The 16,549-nt window shown below is 35.2% G+C and carries 14 protein-coding genes; 11 read left to right on the top strand and 3 right to left on the bottom strand.

All coding sequences use genetic code 11. From position 1 onward, the window contains the following. Window positions 1-960 precede the first annotated feature (960 nt). From A5866_RS08780 to A5866_RS08755, 6 genes are all read left to right on the top strand, one after another. Window positions 961-2,118: a hypothetical protein gene (locus A5866_RS08780; RefSeq protein ID WP_086443763.1), complete on the top strand. Its 1,158-nt coding sequence runs from the start codon at window positions 961-963 to the stop codon at window positions 2,116-2,118. Window positions 2,119-2,137: 19 nt separating this feature from the next. Beyond that, window positions 2,138-3,907 (top strand): glucosaminidase domain-containing protein, encoded by a 1,770-nt coding sequence (locus tag A5866_RS08775; protein ID WP_086443764.1) that lies wholly within the window; start codon window positions 2,138-2,140, stop codon window positions 3,905-3,907. Window positions 3,908-3,931: 24 nt separating this feature from the next. Then, window positions 3,932-5,161 carry a hypothetical protein gene (locus A5866_RS08770; RefSeq protein WP_086443765.1) on the top strand — a complete coding sequence of 410 codons (1,230 nt, stop codon included), beginning with the start codon at window positions 3,932-3,934 and terminating at the stop codon, window positions 5,159-5,161. A gap of 391 nt (window positions 5,162-5,552) precedes the next feature. After that, on the top strand, window positions 5,553-6,137 hold the full coding sequence (locus A5866_RS08765) for a LysM peptidoglycan-binding domain-containing protein (RefSeq protein WP_086278316.1): 585 nt from the start codon (window positions 5,553-5,555) through the stop codon (window positions 6,135-6,137). A 163-nt stretch (window positions 6,138-6,300) separates the two neighbouring features. Then, window positions 6,301-6,513 (top strand): hypothetical protein, encoded by a 213-nt coding sequence (locus tag A5866_RS08760; RefSeq protein ID WP_086278318.1) that lies wholly within the window; start codon window positions 6,301-6,303, stop codon window positions 6,511-6,513. A gap of 21 nt (window positions 6,514-6,534) precedes the next feature. After that, window positions 6,535-7,326 (top strand): LssY C-terminal domain-containing protein, encoded by a 792-nt coding sequence (locus A5866_RS08755; protein WP_086443766.1) that lies wholly within the window; start codon window positions 6,535-6,537, stop codon window positions 7,324-7,326. A 55-nt stretch (window positions 7,327-7,381) separates the two neighbouring features. On the opposite strand, the gene A5866_RS08750 is transcribed toward A5866_RS08755, so the two are convergent. Beyond that, on the bottom strand, window positions 7,382-8,008 hold the full coding sequence (locus tag A5866_RS08750) for a hypothetical protein (RefSeq protein WP_086443767.1): 627 nt from the start codon (window positions 8,006-8,008) through the stop codon (window positions 7,382-7,384). A 109-nt stretch (window positions 8,009-8,117) separates the two neighbouring features. Here A5866_RS08750 and yeiL point away from each other — a divergent pair, with 109 nt between their 5' ends. The 3 genes from yeiL (at window position 8,118) to A5866_RS08735 (ending at window position 12,398) form a co-directional block, all read left to right on the top strand. Then, window positions 8,118-8,792: a transcriptional regulator YeiL gene (yeiL, locus tag A5866_RS08745; protein ID WP_339099654.1), complete on the top strand. Its 675-nt coding sequence runs from the start codon at window positions 8,118-8,120 to the stop codon at window positions 8,790-8,792. A 372-nt stretch (window positions 8,793-9,164) separates the two neighbouring features. Then, window positions 9,165-9,824: a winged helix family transcriptional regulator gene (locus tag A5866_RS08740; RefSeq protein ID WP_339099653.1), complete on the top strand. Its 660-nt coding sequence runs from the start codon at window positions 9,165-9,167 to the stop codon at window positions 9,822-9,824. Window positions 9,825-10,112: 288 nt separating this feature from the next. Then, the gene (locus A5866_RS08735) at window positions 10,113-12,398 is read left to right on the top strand and encodes a glycosyl hydrolase family 18 protein (protein WP_086443769.1); all 2,286 of its coding nucleotides are present in this window, start codon (window positions 10,113-10,115) and stop codon (window positions 12,396-12,398) included. 55 nt (window positions 12,399-12,453) lie between these two features. On the opposite strand, the gene A5866_RS08730 is transcribed toward A5866_RS08735, so the two are convergent. Together A5866_RS08730 and A5866_RS08725 are read right to left on the bottom strand one after the other, a co-directional pair. Continuing rightward, window positions 12,454-13,056 carry a hypothetical protein gene (locus A5866_RS08730; RefSeq protein WP_086443770.1) on the bottom strand — a complete coding sequence of 201 codons (603 nt, stop codon included), beginning with the start codon at window positions 13,054-13,056 and terminating at the stop codon, window positions 12,454-12,456. Window positions 13,057-13,092: 36 nt separating this feature from the next. Beyond that, window positions 13,093-13,884, bottom strand: a complete 792-nt coding sequence (locus A5866_RS08725; protein ID WP_086278333.1) for a MurR/RpiR family transcriptional regulator — start codon at window positions 13,882-13,884, stop codon at window positions 13,093-13,095. Between the two features lie 161 nt (window positions 13,885-14,045). Here A5866_RS08725 and A5866_RS08720 point away from each other — a divergent pair, with 161 nt between their 5' ends. Together A5866_RS08720 and A5866_RS08715 are read left to right on the top strand one after the other, a co-directional pair. Further along, complete coding sequence (locus tag A5866_RS08720) at window positions 14,046-15,494, top strand: glycoside hydrolase family 1 protein (protein ID WP_086278336.1); 1,449 nt, start codon at window positions 14,046-14,048, stop codon at window positions 15,492-15,494. 202 nt (window positions 15,495-15,696) lie between these two features. Continuing rightward, entirely contained in the window at window positions 15,697-16,545 is an 849-nt protein-coding gene (locus A5866_RS08715; protein WP_086443771.1) for a PRD domain-containing protein, read from the top strand. Window positions 16,546-16,549 lie beyond the last annotated feature (4 nt).

Genomic DNA, 16,549 nt, shown 5'->3' with positions numbered 1-16,549 from the left:
AATAGTATAACGGTACTGCTACTTTAAATCAGACTGTCAACTTGATAATAAAACGTGAACTTTAAAATAGTATAAGAATAGACGATTCCTTTAGAATTATAAATTTATCATCAAAAATCAGTAAAATCATTCATAATTTTAAATAATGAGAGCTCATTTTTTGTAAATACTCATCATTCTCACAAAAAAAGTAATAAATTGCTAAAAAAATACTTAGTTGTTTTTCCTATTTTTTAATGAAATCAATAACAAATGAAAAAAGATGTTTTCTTATATAAAAAAGATATAATGTTTAGGTTATCAAATGCTAGAATTTGGTTTTAGAATTAATAGTTACTTAATCTTTTAGAAGGAAGTGCTCCGTTTATCTACTAAAAAAAGAGGGGGGAGAGGTGAAATGGTCATTTTACAAAGGATTCAATCATGATTTCAGGGGAAGGTCAAGTACTTTAAAATCTAAAATGATTAGCTTGTTAAAGACGTTTCACCTTTTTAAATCATTGATAGTTTTTAATGTTTAAATAAAAAAAATAATTGGTTTTTTCGGAAGCTATTTATAAAAAAACATATATTAATTTTTTTATAAATCTATTTTTTTGTGAAAAATAATAAAGGACTATTTCAGTTTCACAAAAATGGAACGAAAGTGTGAATTCAGTTTGTTTGTTTGCTTGTTATCTGATAAAATGTAAGGAACTAGGTATGTTTTAGACCCCTATTTTTTGTCTACTAGAATGAACATAACAATTATTCGTCATGCTTAGACAAACAAGTAGGTTATTGTAATTTGAAAAACACCTAGAAGTGAAGTTGGTTATTTTTATAAATAAAAAATTACGGCACTCGTCACTATAGTTATATACATAGATAGACAGTTCAAATAATTCACTTAAGATCCATTGTACACTAAAAATAATCAATAAAAGAGATAGCCCTATTTTTGTAGAAGGACGTGAGCATATGCTAAAGATTTTTGGAAAAGGTAAAAAAAGAAAAAAATACGAAGATTACGACGATGAAGAGTACGATGATGACGAAGATTACGACGATGAAGAGTACGATGATGACGAAGATTATGACGACGAAGACTACGACGATGATGATGAAGATTATGATGACGACGAAGACTACGACGATGATGAAGATTATGATGACGACGAAGACTACGACGATGATGAAGATTATGATGACGACGAAGACTACGACGATGATGAAGATTATGATGACGACGAAGACTATGACGACGATGATGAAGAAGAAGAACCTCGTTCACTATTCTCACGTAAAAAGAAAAAACCGGTCCCTGCGCCAGCTAGAAAGCCAAAACCAAAGAAAAAGAGACCACCTGTCAATGAAGTTATCGATGATGATGAGTTAGAGGAACTACAAGAAGAAAATGAACAACTTCAAAGTGAACTTCGCGAATTAAAAGCAGAGTTACGCAAGAATAAGAGAGAGAACACTCAATTACAAAATCAATTAGAAGCGGCTCGTGAAACAAACGATTCATTGGAAAATGAATTATCGATGGTACAAGCCGTACCAAAAGATTACGATGCTCGTATGGCCGAACTTGAACAAGTAAAAAGCAAATACAACAGCTTGTTACGTGATAGTAATCGTCAGATTGATGAGACTGATTTGAACCGTAAAAAAGCAGAGCGCTTTGCTAACAAAATCAGACAGTATGAGCAAGAGCTACTGGCGAAACAAGAAGAAATCGACAAACTTTCAGAAGACCGGATCGTGATCATGGCATCTGATACACCAACCGACACAGGTGCTTATGAAGAGTTGGCAAAAGTCCGTCAGGAATTAGAAGAAACAAAACGTCAATTAGCACAAAAAATGATCGATGTCGACCAACAATTAACGAAAGAAGATATCGGTGAAGTTTTATTAGAGGCGAAGAGACAAGCAAAAGAAATCGTCAATCAAGCAAATCAACGTGCACAACTAATCAATGAAGAAACCAAGAAAAAAGCAGGTGTCTTAAAACGCTTAGAACGTGCTGAACAAGAATACCAAAATTATTATAAACGCATCAAAGATGTTAAGGAAGAATCAGAACAAGCATTCAACCAAATCATCAATTTGGTGAAAGAAGATACTGATTAATAGAAAGAGAGGACACAGAATGAAAAAGAGAAATCTAAACAGTAAAAAATTAAGATTATTGAGTGTGGGATTGCTTACTTCAAGTGCTGTCCTTTCTGTTAGCGATGTTCAACCAATTGTTGCGAAAGAAATCGATGACAAAGCAACTTCAAGCTCCGAAGAACAAGAGCAAGTAGCAATTTTATCTTCAACTAAGGAACATGAAACAACAGAAAGTACAGTAGAAGGAATAGAGACCAGTTCTACTACCGAAAATAGCGCAGATTCTTCTTCGACCACAGAGTCAACTGAAGAATCTAGCAGTGATTCGACAAGTACATCAGATGAGACCAGCTCTACACAAGATACAACGGATTCGACAAGTACATCTGAATCGTCGACATCAACTACAGATTCGTCAACTAGTACTTCAACTAGTACAACAAGCAGTTCTAGTACAAGTACAACGAATTCAACAACAAAACCGTCAAAACCGAAACCAAATAAGCCAAAGCCAAACAAACCAACACCTAATCAGCCAACACCACCCGTTCAAGGACCAATTCAACAGCCAAGTGCACCAGCACAGCAGCCAAGTAGACCAAGTACTGGAACGGTAACTGGAAGTAATACTGGTAGTATTTCTACTGGATCAGATCAGGTATTTCATATCAGCCCTAATCTGACTACGAAAAGTTTTGTTAAGGTAATAGGTGAAGATGCCCGCACGATTGCGGGTGAGAATAATTTATATGCATCAGTGATGATTGCGCAAGCGATTTTAGAAAGTGCTTCAGGAAACAGCGCTTTAGCTTCTGCACCAAACTATAATCTATTTGGTATCAAAGGAAGCTATGAAGGCTCTAGTGCTAATTTTCTAACAAGTGAAGATAATGGCTCTGGAAGTATGTTCACGATTCGCTCGAATTTTAGAAAGTACCCATCATATAAAGAGTCACTAGAGGATTATGTGAAACTTCTTCGAGGTGGTACAGATTCCAGCAGTGCGTTTTATAGTGGAACTTGGAAAACCAATACGAAATCGCATAAAGATGCAACGAAGTTTCTAACGGGTCGTTATGCGACAGATACTAGCTATAATTCAAAATTGAACGGCTTGATCGATGCGTATGATTTAACACAATACGATACGTTAAAAGATAAAAAGAATACCAAAAAAGCGAAAAAAATCACATTAAATACATCTTTTGATAAGTTAGAAAAGAAAGATGATCAACTGGATCAAAAAATTGAATACCTTACACATATCGTGAAAAAAGGTGAGTCACTTAAATCGATCAGTGAGTTATATAATATTTCTACGTTAGCTATTTTAGAAAAAAATCAATTAGATCGACGTATGTTATTTATCGGTCAAAAATTGAGTGTACCAAAACAAGAGGAAGAAACGACTGTAGTGCCAAAAGAAGATGCAGTAGACCGTTCATTGGACATGGTTCAAAAATTATCTAATGCATTTTCAAATCAAGAAACAACTAAATCTACGGCTAAAAAAGAATCAAAAACAGCATCAACTAAAAAGACAACCAATACAACTAAGCAAACAAAATCGACAAAAGAAACAAGTGCAACAACGTCTACAAAAGAATCAAAAGATTATCAAGTAAGCGCGACTCGCAAGAAGACAAAAGAAACGTATGAAGTGAAAAAAGGCGATACTTTAGCAAGTATATCTAAAAAGACAGGGATTTCTGTGTGGTCGTTAAAAGAGTGGAACGACTTAGATCAATACTTTTTAACTGAAGGACAACAGCTTATTTTAGCGCCAGTTTATGAACTTCAATCATAAAAAACAAGGAAGGAGAACGGTGTAATGAATGATTATTTCGATGTGTTTTTTCATCAACAAGCTATCCCATTCACTTTAGGGACCGTTCTCTACCAAAAAGATAGTACTGAAGAAATCATTGACGCATGTGAGACACTCTATGAACGCTCAACAGGAGATTTTCTTACTTTTCGGGAGAACGATGAGCTTTCTCGGAAGGTCATAACATCTCCAATTAAAAAACATGTGGAAATCCAGTTTTTCAATGCTCAGTTGAATTGGGATGTCTTATTGGAAGAATTAGAAGAACTTTTTCCCCAGTTTGTTTGGACAAAAATTGTTGAAGAAGTCGATGGTGCTTTTAATACATATTTTTGTGAATTGGTTCCTGTTTCTTTTTCTTCAGAAGAAGAAACAATCCAATTTACCGTTTCTGCTAGCCTGGAACAGATGGCCTATTCAAAAGGTGAATCTGTCAGCAGCATTTTAGAAAAAAGACTTCTTTCTATTTTTCAAGAAGAAGAAGAGCTTCCTCTGTCTGGTGAAACACTTAGTTTTCCTGTAGAAGTATCTATAGAAGAAACACCAGAAGAAGAAATATCAGAAATCGAACAATGGTTTTTAGATGAAGAAGAAGCCGAAGAAGAAGACTCCAATCTAGAACGAATAGAAGAGGCTGAAGTAACAGCACTTGCTCGAACAGAAGAAAGTGAAGTTCTCTTTTTAAAAGAAAGTTTGAAACGAGAAAAAGCGTCAAAGGAACGCGTGCGGGTAGCAAAAGAAAAATTGGAATACGAGCTGCTCGCCATAGAAAACAGCTTACTCGTTAGTGGATTAAAACGATTTAAAAAACATCAGAAGTCTACTATTGATGAAGAAGACTGGTACAAGCCAGTTCGTATCGATTTGATCCAGTATGATGATCTTTATAAAAAAGCGAAGTTTATTGAACAATCTTGGCGTTTAAATCGTCAATTAGTGACGATCACCGAAAAAATGACCGTTACAAAAGATCAATGGGTCTATGAACGAGCACGTATTGAAAAAATTAAAAATAGTGTTTCAGAAATGGATTTACAATCAATGATGGAACAATGTCATTTGATAAATGAGCGTGTTAAGATTCGTCCAGGCTTTCTCTTTTTCAAACCTAGAGTAAAATTATATCGAATCGATTATGAGCAATTAGAGAAAATCAGTGCTTTCTTTGACATTATTCAAACAGAAAATCGATTATTAGAATCAGTGATCGAGCAAAAAGACCATAATGGATAGTAAAAAAAGTAGAAACGGCTAAGAACTTAAAAGCCTTTCTGCTTTTTTTGTGCGCTAAAAATGAGATTGAATCGACTGGAAATCATGTTTTAGTAAAGGAAATAGCTGAAATTTTCTGTAATAATTCCCAAATTTTGTAACATTACAATTAATATTTAAATTAAATCAGTATTATTTCAGAAAAAATCATGTATTTTTTCAATTTTAAAATCAAATGAAAATCCAGAGCGAACAAGTGTTTTGACAGTCTTATTTTACAAGCCGTTACGTAATGAAAACACTCGTAACGAATTGTCACGGTATCTTCACCTATGAAATATTTTTAGATGTTAAAGTATGCAAAGTCGATAAACAAACGACAAAAAAATATTTTTTACAAAGGAGAAACAACATGAAATCACTTAAAACGATTTTATTCGCAACAACTTTGACTGCAGGACTTGGTATTTTTATGGGAACGACTGACGCGCACGCTGATAGCTTATATACAGTAAAATCTGGAGATACATTATCTACTATTTCTCATCAATTCAGCGGAGACAATAGCATGATTGATTTAATTGCAAAAGATAATCATATTTCTAATATAAATATGATCTTTGAAGGCGAACAATTAACAATCAGAACAGCAGAAGAAGCAGCGCAAGCACCAGTTCAACAAGAAGCAGCTCAACAAACAGTGCAAGCTCCTGTACAAGCAACAGAAGTACCAGCAGCGCCAGTTGCGCAAGAAACAGCACCAGAAGCAGCTGTGACAACTTCATCTGCAAAAGAGTGGATTGCTCAAAAAGAATCTAGCGGTTCTTATGGTGCAACAAACGGTAAGTATATCGGTAGATATCAATTAGATGCTTCATACTTAAATGGAGATTATTCAGAAGCAAATCAAGAACGTGTAGCGGATAGCTATGTAGCAGGTCGTTATGGCTCTTGGGAAGCAGCTCAATCTTTCTGGATGGCTAATGGTTGGTATTAAGCAAAATAAAAAAGAAATTACTATTTATAAATAGAAAAGAAGCAGTCGTTTAAAGGGACTGCTTCTTTTTTTATATACAAAGCAACATGCTAACAGGCGACTTTATCTCAGAAGTGAGTATAATTTAATTAAACGAGTACTATTCAAGAAAGGATGAAGTGAAATGCCTGATTTTTATAAGAATCTCAAAACAGGAGCTGTGATCACTGCTGCAGAGTATCAGGAAAAAATCATGAATACTATGACAGAAGCAAGTTCAGAATTAGGGACAATGGGAATTGGATCGTATAGCCATGTTGTCAATGATTTTTTTGAAGGGGAAATGGATAATTATAGTCAATACGTTCCCTATGATCCTAAGTCAGATGATGTGTAACGTGTCAGGAGGAAGGTTTAAATGAAAAAACAAACAGTGTTGAATAGTGTGTTTAGATTAATTCGATTTGCTTTTATTATTGTTTTTGGTTATTTAGTTTATAGAACCTTATTCGCAGAAATTTTAACACGGAAAATCCATATTTTTCTTTATATTTTTTTCTGGTTGTTTAGTTCTTATTTAGTGATTCCTTTTATCAACAAACTAATGACAGGCCGCTACTTGCCGGATTATTTTATTGGTCGCTCTAGAACCAGTGATGGATTGCTTGGTGATCCAATAAATCTGGCTTTTATAGGCTCTAAAGCTGAGCTGGAACAACTATTTATAAATGCAGGCTGGACGAAAGCAGAAACTTTATCACTTCGTTCTAGTTTACATATGATCACAGCCAGTGTATTTAGTAAATCATATCCTAGTGCGCCAGTTAGTTCTCTCTTTTTATTTAATAAAAAACAAGATCTAGCTTTTGAAAAAGAAATCGAAAATAACCCACGACGAAGGCATCACATCCGCTTTTGGCAAACACCAGATGATTGGTATTTACCAGGAGGTAGAAAAGCTGACTGGCTGGGTGCGGCAACCTATGATAAAAAAGTTGGTTTTTCTATTTTTACAGGTCAAGTGACACATAAAATAAATTCAGATATTGATGAAGAACGAGACTTTGTTTTAAAAACATTTAAGCAATCGAATCAAGCTGTTTCCATTGAAATCGTGGAGCATTTTACAACAAGTTATCATGGTAGAAATGGTGGTGGGGACGAAATTTTCACGGATGGTGCATTACCTTTTATCAAAATCGACAACTGAAAAGGAGTGGAAGAAGGCTATATTAGCACTTTTTCCACTTCTTTTTTGTATATATTTAGCTATTTTGTTTAAGTAAGTGAGCCTCATAATTCGCTTTGGTCAAAGAAATAACGCCAGACAATAAAAATAAGCTAAGTAGTGTTCCTTCGCGTACGAAGACAGGGAGGTTGTAACTCAATGAAAGAATCAAAGAAAGTGTTACTGAAAATAAATCAATACCATATCTGAATTTGGCGAAAGAAAAACCTGTCAACTCAGATAAAACAATACAGACACTTTCGATAGGAAAGGGTAAAACACCAAGTGAGATCACCATTCCCGTAGCAAAACCAGCAATGCAAGTACCAATAATAAAGACTATTAGCTTAAGTAAATAATTGTCCAAATCTAAGGGAGCTAACACGGTATAAGAGCAAAAATTGATTATGTTACCCAAACATAGTACGGAAAGGAACATTAATAAATACTTTAAGAGTTGTCTTTCTCGTGATAACAACATATAAAGCAACAAAAATAAAGTATTCAATAAAAAAGTAATGGTTCCAACTCGAATCTCACTAATCGACGCAAGCGCAACATTCAATGAATTGAAACTACTGACGCCAATATCCGCCTTAAGAGTTAAACTAATACCGATGCCGCTAAGCGTGTAAAAGAAAAGAGAAAATAAAAAATTTTTCATGATAAACCTCCTAAATGTAAAGCATAGAGACTTAGATTAATCTCTTAGTAGTAATTTAACGAATAGTCAGTCATAATAATAGGAGATATCTCACATTTTAGGAGGCGCAATGAAAAAATATTCTTTAGATCAATTAACAGCATTAACTAAAAATAGCCCTTTCGATTTATCTCATTATTTTTCTGATGCTCTGTTAAATCAAGCCCAAATTATCGTCTATACAAATAAAGAATACATCGTCCGCTTTGATAAAGAAGTCGAACAGCTTTTTTTGATAATCGAAGGCAGAGCTAAAATCTATAAAATCCATGAAAATGGTCGACGTTCTCTGATCCAGTTTTTGGGTAAAGGGGATTTTATAGGAGAACTGTCGCTATTGGCGGTAGAAGAACAAGTAAAAGACGTACAAGCGATCGATCGTTGTGTTTGCTTAGCGCTACCCTATCACAAAGTAAAACAAGAATTATTAAATGATAATCATTTTTTAAGAATTATTGCTAAATATTTAGGTGAAAAGGTGTTATTAAGGGTCGAGCATTTTTCAAATAATCAAAACTATGAATTGAAACATCGTTTAGCGGCGTATATGTTACAGACAGAGTTTGAGGGCTTGTATGCTGAAAAGCAAACAGAGACTGCTGAATTTTTAGGTGTGAGTTACAGACACTTGCTTTATACCTTAGCAGAGTTCCAAAAAGAAAAATTAGTTATAAAACAGGGGAAAAACTATCAACTGAATCCAACCAAACTAAAAAAACTCGCATTAGGATTGTTTGAGGATTGAAACAAAAAAATATATGGAAAAATGATAGAATAAAACAGTTTATTTTCTATTTATTGGGAGAGGTTAGGATAAAAGTATGTACTTCTATCCACTGTTTATTCGGATTTCATGTGACTGAAGTATAACTCGTAGAGTTATGTTTCAGTTGTTTTTTTATTTATTTAATAAATTAGATGAAATAAATCATGAAGGATAAGGCGTAATCCTGCCCTTTTATCAAAAAAGTGTGGAAATTACAAACAAAATTAATAATAAAATAGTCTTTTTCTTTTTTATACTGATTATTAGGAAGAAAAAAAGTGTAAATATCCTTAAAAAAATAGAAGAATACTTGTGTAATAATCAAAAAAATTATAAATGAGGGAATCAAAAATGTTTAACATAGCAATCGTAAGTGATACTCAAAACAATGCATCAACATATATATCTGCGTTAAAAGAAAAAGAATACACGTTACGTCATATGGATTTAGGTGAATTATCGAAAGAAATTTCCAGTATACATGCTGTATTTATCCTAGAACCAGCAGTAGAAACCATTGGTCAAACTTGTGAATGGATCATTAAAGTGAGAGATATTGCGAACTGTTTCATCTGGGTCTTATCTGAAGAGGTCACAAAAATAAATAGAATCATCCATCTCCAACTTGGAGCAGATGGTACTTTTAATAATCAAACTGATTTAGATGAATTTTCGTTGTATATTACAAAGACTCTTGAAAGAAGAGCGGGTCACAGTGTAAATCGATTCGTTGATCACTCTAAAGAGGACAAGAAATCTTTTGATATTCGTTTAGTTCCTGCAAATTTTTCTGTAAAAATTGAAGGAAAAGATGAAATAAGCTTAACCAAATTAGAGTATAGAACGCTAGAACTATTGATTGATCGAAAAGGTGAAGCTGTTACGTATGAAGAATTATATGAAAACGCATGGGGGCAGGAAGAAGGCGATAAAAAGTATCGTGTTGCCAATTTAGTTTTTCATTTGAGAAAAAAGCTTGATGATGATTCTTTCAAATCCAAATATATTTGAACGGTTCGTTCAAGAGGATATATGTTGCCAAGTTGTTAATAGCCTATAATTTGTGATTGTTTGAATTTAGACTGTGGAATAAGACATTAGTTGCCTTATTCTACATTTTTTTATATCTTTACTAATAAAAATATATCGTTTTAACAAGTATATCGTTAGCGCTTTCAATCAAAATGTTATATTATTATGAATAGATTAAGAAGAGCTTTAGTAGGGGATACTCAAAATCAGAACATGAAGTATTGACTATCATTCCTGCACGACAAAAACTTAAACGAGGTGGAAAATTTGAAAAAAGTGTTTAGAAAAAATGTAAACGTTTTATCTGCTCTGGTTCTTATTGTTTCAAGTTTAGTTTTATCTTTATCCGTGTTAACTCCAAATAAGACTGTAGTGGCAGCAGAACCTGCTCAATACCGTAATGTAATGTACTACGGGGACTGGTCGATCTGGGGTGGGGAAGACAATTTTTATCCTAAAGATATTCCAGCGGATCAATTGACGCATTTAAATTATGCCTTTTTAGATTTTGATAGTAGCGGTAATTTAAAATTTACTGATAAAGATGCAGCAGTTGGTGCGCCAGTTGGACAAGAAGGCGTTCAGTGGAATAGTGCCAGTGCAGGTGTCTTAAATGCTATTCAAGATATTCGCGCCAAGAATCCTAACTTAAAAATCGGGATTTCAATTGGCGGGTGGTCTAAATCGGGAGACTTTTCTGATGTAGCAGCTAATCCAACGATTCGTGCAAATTTTGTCAGTAATATTGCTAAATTTATTAAATATACAAACATGGATTTTGTCGATTTAGATTGGGAATATCCAGCCTCTATTCGTGAACCAGATAAGGTTGATAATACCAATGATGAAGGGACACCACATGCTAAACCAGCAGATAAACAAAATTTCATTACATTGTTGCAAGACATCCGTACAGCGATCGATAAGCAAGGGAAAGACTTAGGTAAAACATATGAGTTATCTGTTGCCTTACCTGCTTCACAAAATACGTTGAAAAATGGTATAGATGTTGACCAATTATTTAAAGTAATCGATTTTGCGAACGTGATGACCTATGATATGAATGGAGCATGGACACCAAATAGTGCCCATCATAGCGCGCTTTATGGCAATCCAGCAGATCCTAATTATGCTAGTGGATTTTCAGTAGATCAAACGGTTAAATACTTACAAACTAATGGTGCTCCAGCAAGTAAAATTGTTATTGGAGCTGCTTTTTATACACGTGGTTGGAATAAAGTAGCAGCAGGAACTGATACGGCAAATCCTGGACTATTCCAAGCCGCAGAAAAAAATAATAAGGATGCTGATTTATCACCAACTTATGGTGCTAATAATAAAAATCCTTTGAAATCAGGCGACGGCGGTCGTGCAGGTGGTGTTTGGCCATATCGCAATATTTCGGATCTTAAAGTTAAATCTCCTGATTTAAAAGAATATTGGGATGATGTAGCCAAAGCACCATACATGTATAATCAAAAAACAGGTGAATTTTATACCTATGATAACCCTCGTTCAATCGGTTATAAAGCAGAATATGTGAAAAATAATCAATTAGGTGGTGTGATTTCATGGATGCAATCACAAGACAAAGCCACAGATACAACGAAACGGGACGAACTAACGAAAGCAATCAAAACAGGTTTATTTGGTTCAACTGCTCTTCCAGCAAATAAAACGATTTATGCAGATTTAAATGTCAAAGCAACGATCGCACCTTATAGTGAAAATGGCGCTGGTTATGAAATTACAGTGAAAAACAATGAGACTTCAGGTGAAACTGGCGACGTACTAAAAGCGGTAGAAGCTGCTTTTGAAACAGTGAAATTACCTAAGTTGTACATTCCAGTAAATGCAGCTGAAACATTGACTGCAGGTGATTATAAAGCTGGAACTGTTACTGTAGAGAAGGGAAACGTTGTGGTTGATCTTTCTTCGGTTTACGATGCACAACAAATTCCACAAGGTGCAAGTTATACCTTTAGATTAAAATCGAGCGCTGCAGCAGTAGAGGTAAATCGAATCAGCAGCATTGATTTGACACAACGAATTGCTAAAAATGGTGCAGAGCTTAGTAAACAAACAGTTTACGGTGGAGGTGCAGTCAATCCAGATCCAACTGATACGACACCGCCAACGACACCTGGCAATTTAACCGCTGGAACTATTACAGATGCTAGTGTAGTATTAAACTGGTCAGCCGCTACAGATAATGTGAAGCTCGCTGGTTACAAAGTTTACCGTGATGGTGTCTTAGTAGGGACCGTTGCAGAAACGACGTATACAGATACTGCTTTAAAAGCGAATACGACATACAATTACACAGTCAAAGCCTATGATGCAGCTGGCAACCTTTCAGCTGACAGTAATGTTGTTTCAGTCAAAACGAAAGAAAGTACAACACCTCCTGTAACCAATGCATGGGACGCTGCTAAAGCATACAATGGCGGCGATGTTGTAACGTATCAAGGCAAGACGTATAAAGCAAAATGGTGGACTCAGGGCAACGTACCAGGAACAGAACAATGGGGACCTTGGGAGTTAGTTGGATAGAAAACATAATAAGAAGCTAGGTCTAACATGAGTGGTTAGACCTAGCTTTTCTTTTTTATTCTGGTGGTGTATCTAAATAATCATGGATAAAATCTGCGTATTTATCAACAATGGCTTGACCTTTGTCTATTAAAATATAAATTCCAGGATCGACCATATTTACGATATAATCAGCAGTGAATTCCTTTTTTAGCAGTTTCAGAGCTTGTGTTTTAGTGTCACATTTGCTCAGTCCATTTTCCTCAAATACTTCGTTCAGTTGAAATAGAGACCAGTAATCAATAACCGATGCATCATTTAAAATATCCAAATAATCAGCAAACAATAACTCATTTGTAGATGCTGCCGGATCAATCCCTAACTCCATTTCAAAGAATTCTGGAAAAACAGCCAGAGTAGAATCTTTTTTATTGACCCAATCCAGTAAAATCACTTCACCAGGTAGTAAGCCATCGGCATTGCGAACCATACTTTCTTTAGGGACAATGGTACTTGTTCCTTTAGCAATTGATTTCAGCCAGTCATCAACATTACGCTCTGCTGACATTACTGGGAATTCTGGATAAGTTTCATAAATTGCTACGATTTTTGCTACTTCCTCATCTAAATCGATCGTTTGTTTTGGTTCTTCTTGTTTGAAAAAATCAAATAATCCCATACCTACACCTAACTCCTTTTATTTATGATTCCTATTTTATTGATATAAACTTGTATAACGGCGCACAAAATAATCCAAGAAAAACGTCAAAGGATAATTACCAATGCGGACATAGTTGGTAGTGGTCACATTGAGTGATAAATCGAATTGATTGGTCAATGTATTTTGTGTATGTTGAGTCAAAAGAATCGACTTAGCAGGGCTATTACTGATTTTTCTCATCAGCTCACTGCTACGATTAAGTAAAGAGCCATAAGAGGAAATCACGATTACGATCGATTGTTCACTCAGTTCATCCACAAACGCTTGCTGAGTTTCTTCTGTTTCCCCAATAAAAATCAGTTTCTGGCTTAGAAGAAAAGATGTTTGTAAGTCTTTTGCTAACTCTAATGTAGCGCTATACCCAATCAAAATGACTTCTTGTGCTTGATGGATATCTGCTAAAATATGATCGACTTGCTCAATATCGATAGTCTCCAAGACATCATTAACCGCTGTAATGATTTCAGTTCCATATGAAGCTAGGTAGCTTTTCGGATCATGCTTAAGATCAGTCAGCTCATGTTCTTTCATTCGCAAACCACTATGGCCTTTCATCGTGCCTAACGAAACGAGTGCCTCTCGCAAAGAGGCAAAACTTGAAATGCCAAAATGACGGCAGAATCGGCTTAGTGTTGCTGGTGAAACAAAACAGCTTTCGGCAATTTCAGTGATTGTCAGTGTCCGAACCTCATTAAGATGATTAAGAAGATAAATGATGATCCGTGAATAAGTTGCATCTCGCTTATTTGTGTTTAAATAATGAAGAAAATCAAATAAATCAAGCATCAAAAAGCTCCTTCGTAGTGATCCATTTTCACATTAACGAAAATAGATCGAAATAATGAAAATAACACCAGAAACATAAAAATCATATTGACTCTTCTCGTGTTAAGATTAGTTTATTAAGTCAATTATACACTAAATCAATGACCGAGAGGATGGAAAATATGAGCGGATTTCCACAAAACTTTTTATGGGGCGGCGCAACTGCAGCAAATCAGTTTGAAGGGGCATTTTTGGAAGATGGTAAAGGCTGGTCAACAGCAGATACAGCACGTTTTATCAAGGAAAATGGAATCAGTATGACAGAATTACTGAAACCTACCACTAAAGCAGATGTTGAATTTGCAATGAATGACAAAGAGGGTGTTTATCCTAAACGTCACGGCATCGATTTTTATCATAGATATAAAGAAGATATCGCTTTGTTTGCGGAAATGGGGTTTAAAACATTTAGACTATCGATTTCTTGGCCACGTATTTTTCCAAACGGTGATGAACTGGAGCCAAATGAAGCAGGTTTAGCTTTTTATGATGCAGTCTTCGATGAGTGTATCAAATATGATATTGAACCATTAGTAACGATTTCTCATTATGAATTTCCATTAGGATTGGCATTTAAACAAAATGGTTGGGAAAGTCGTGCTACGATCGAAGCGTTTGAACGTTATGCACGAGTTCTATTTGAACGTTACAAAGACAAAGTAAAATACTGGCTAACTTTCAATGAAATCAATATTATTGGGATGACAGGTTACTTAAGCGGTGGTATTTTAGCGGATGGTGAAAAAAATATGCTACAAGCACAATATCAAGCAGCACATCATCAATTTATCGCAAGTGCTTTGGCAGTCAGAGCTTGTCATGAAATCATTCCAGATGCTCAAATCGGTTGTATGCTTGCAAGAATGGAAGCTTATCCAGAAACATGCAATCCATTAGATGTGATGGAAAGTGTCAATAGCGATCACAGTAACTTATTCTATTCAGATGTTCAAATTCGTGGGGCTTATCCAAGATATATGAATAAATTTTTCCGGGATCACAACATCACAATCAAAAAAGAAGCGGGAGATGACGAAATCTTACGTGAAGGAACGGTTGATTTCATGTCTTTCAGCTATTACATGAGTAGCATTGCCTCACATGAAAAAGATGGCGATACGACTGGTGGAAACTTACTTGGTTCTAAGAAAAATCCATATTTAGAAGCAAGCGACTGGGGCTGGCAAATCGATCCGGTGGGCCTTCGCATAACCTTGCATAAATTATATGACCGCTACCAAGTACCGTTGTTTATCGTAGAAAATGGTTTAGGTGCCAAAGATGTTGTTGAAGCAGATGGCAGTATTCATGATAGCTATCGAATCGACTATTTAAGAAGTCATATCGAACAAATGGAACAAGCAATCGATGAAGGTGTGGATCTGATGGGGTATACACCGTGGGGCTGTATTGATCTAGTCAGTGCGAGCACAAGTGAAATGTCCAAACGTTATGGTTTTATCTATGTCGATTTAGATGATGAAGGAAGAGGGACTTTAGCTCGTTCTAAGAAAGATTCATTTTACTGGTATAAAAAAGTGATCGAAACAAATGGTGCAGATTTAAAATAAAAAAACGATCAGATCCTAATTTCCATGAAAGCGTTGCAAATTAAGGGGAAATAGATTATACTAAAACCAAGAAAAAAAACGTTAATGGCGAAGCAGCCATTTTATAGAGTATGTTACTGAATGATGCAGGCAGAACTCAAACTACCTAGGAATGTCCTTTCCTGGGTAGTTTGAGTTTTTTTTCTGGAAAGGAGTAAATCAAGTGAAAGTAAGTCAAATTTTAAACAACAACGTAGCAATCGTAAGCCGAGGAGATAATGAGGTCATCGTCTATGCCAAAGGATTAGCCTTTAGAAAAAAAGTCGGGCAAGTGATTTATGACCATGAAATCGAAAAGACCTATGTGTTAGATTCTAATGATATGTTGGAACATTTTAGTTATTTACTGTCCCATTCAGATGCGAATCATATTACATTAGTCAATCAAATCATTGCTTACGGAGAAGAAAAGTTGGGTGAAAAATCAAATGATTATCTTAGTTTGACCTTACTGGATCATATCGAATTTGCATTAAAACGTGCAGCTAAAGGACAATTTATTCGCAGCCCATTGACTTGGGAAGTTAAGAAATTTTATCCGCAGCATTTTGATATTGGCATGTATGCATTGAATTTGATCAATGAACAATTTCAACTGACGTTTCCAGAAGACGAAGCCGTTTCAATCGCATTGCACTTTGTCAATCTGCAGGAGGATAAGAATAATCTAGACGAAACGATCCGTTCGATGGAAAGTTTAAGAGATATCTTATCGATCATTCAGTACCATTTTCAGATCAAATTAGATGAAGGCTCACTGAATTACATGAGACTAATGACCCATTTACAATATTTTATTCAACGAATCATGACGAAAAACAGTTATGAAGAAAGTGATACGGTTTTGAATAGACAAATCAAATCGATGTATACAAGTTCGTTTGAATGTGTTGAGAAAATTAGAGTCTATATTCAGCAAAAATATACCTGTAATCTAACAATCGATGAAGAAACCTACCTTATGCTCCATATCCATAGAGTAACGCATCGGAGTCAAAAAGAGAGGACATAAGAAA

The organism is Enterococcus sp. 12C11_DIV0727 (assembly GCF_002148425.2).
In the GTDB taxonomy this organism is placed as follows: domain Bacteria; phylum Bacillota; class Bacilli; order Lactobacillales; family Enterococcaceae; genus Enterococcus_L; species Enterococcus_L lemimoniae.
Note: the sequence above shows the minus strand (reverse complement) of the source record. Positions and strands in the feature narration are given on the sequence as shown.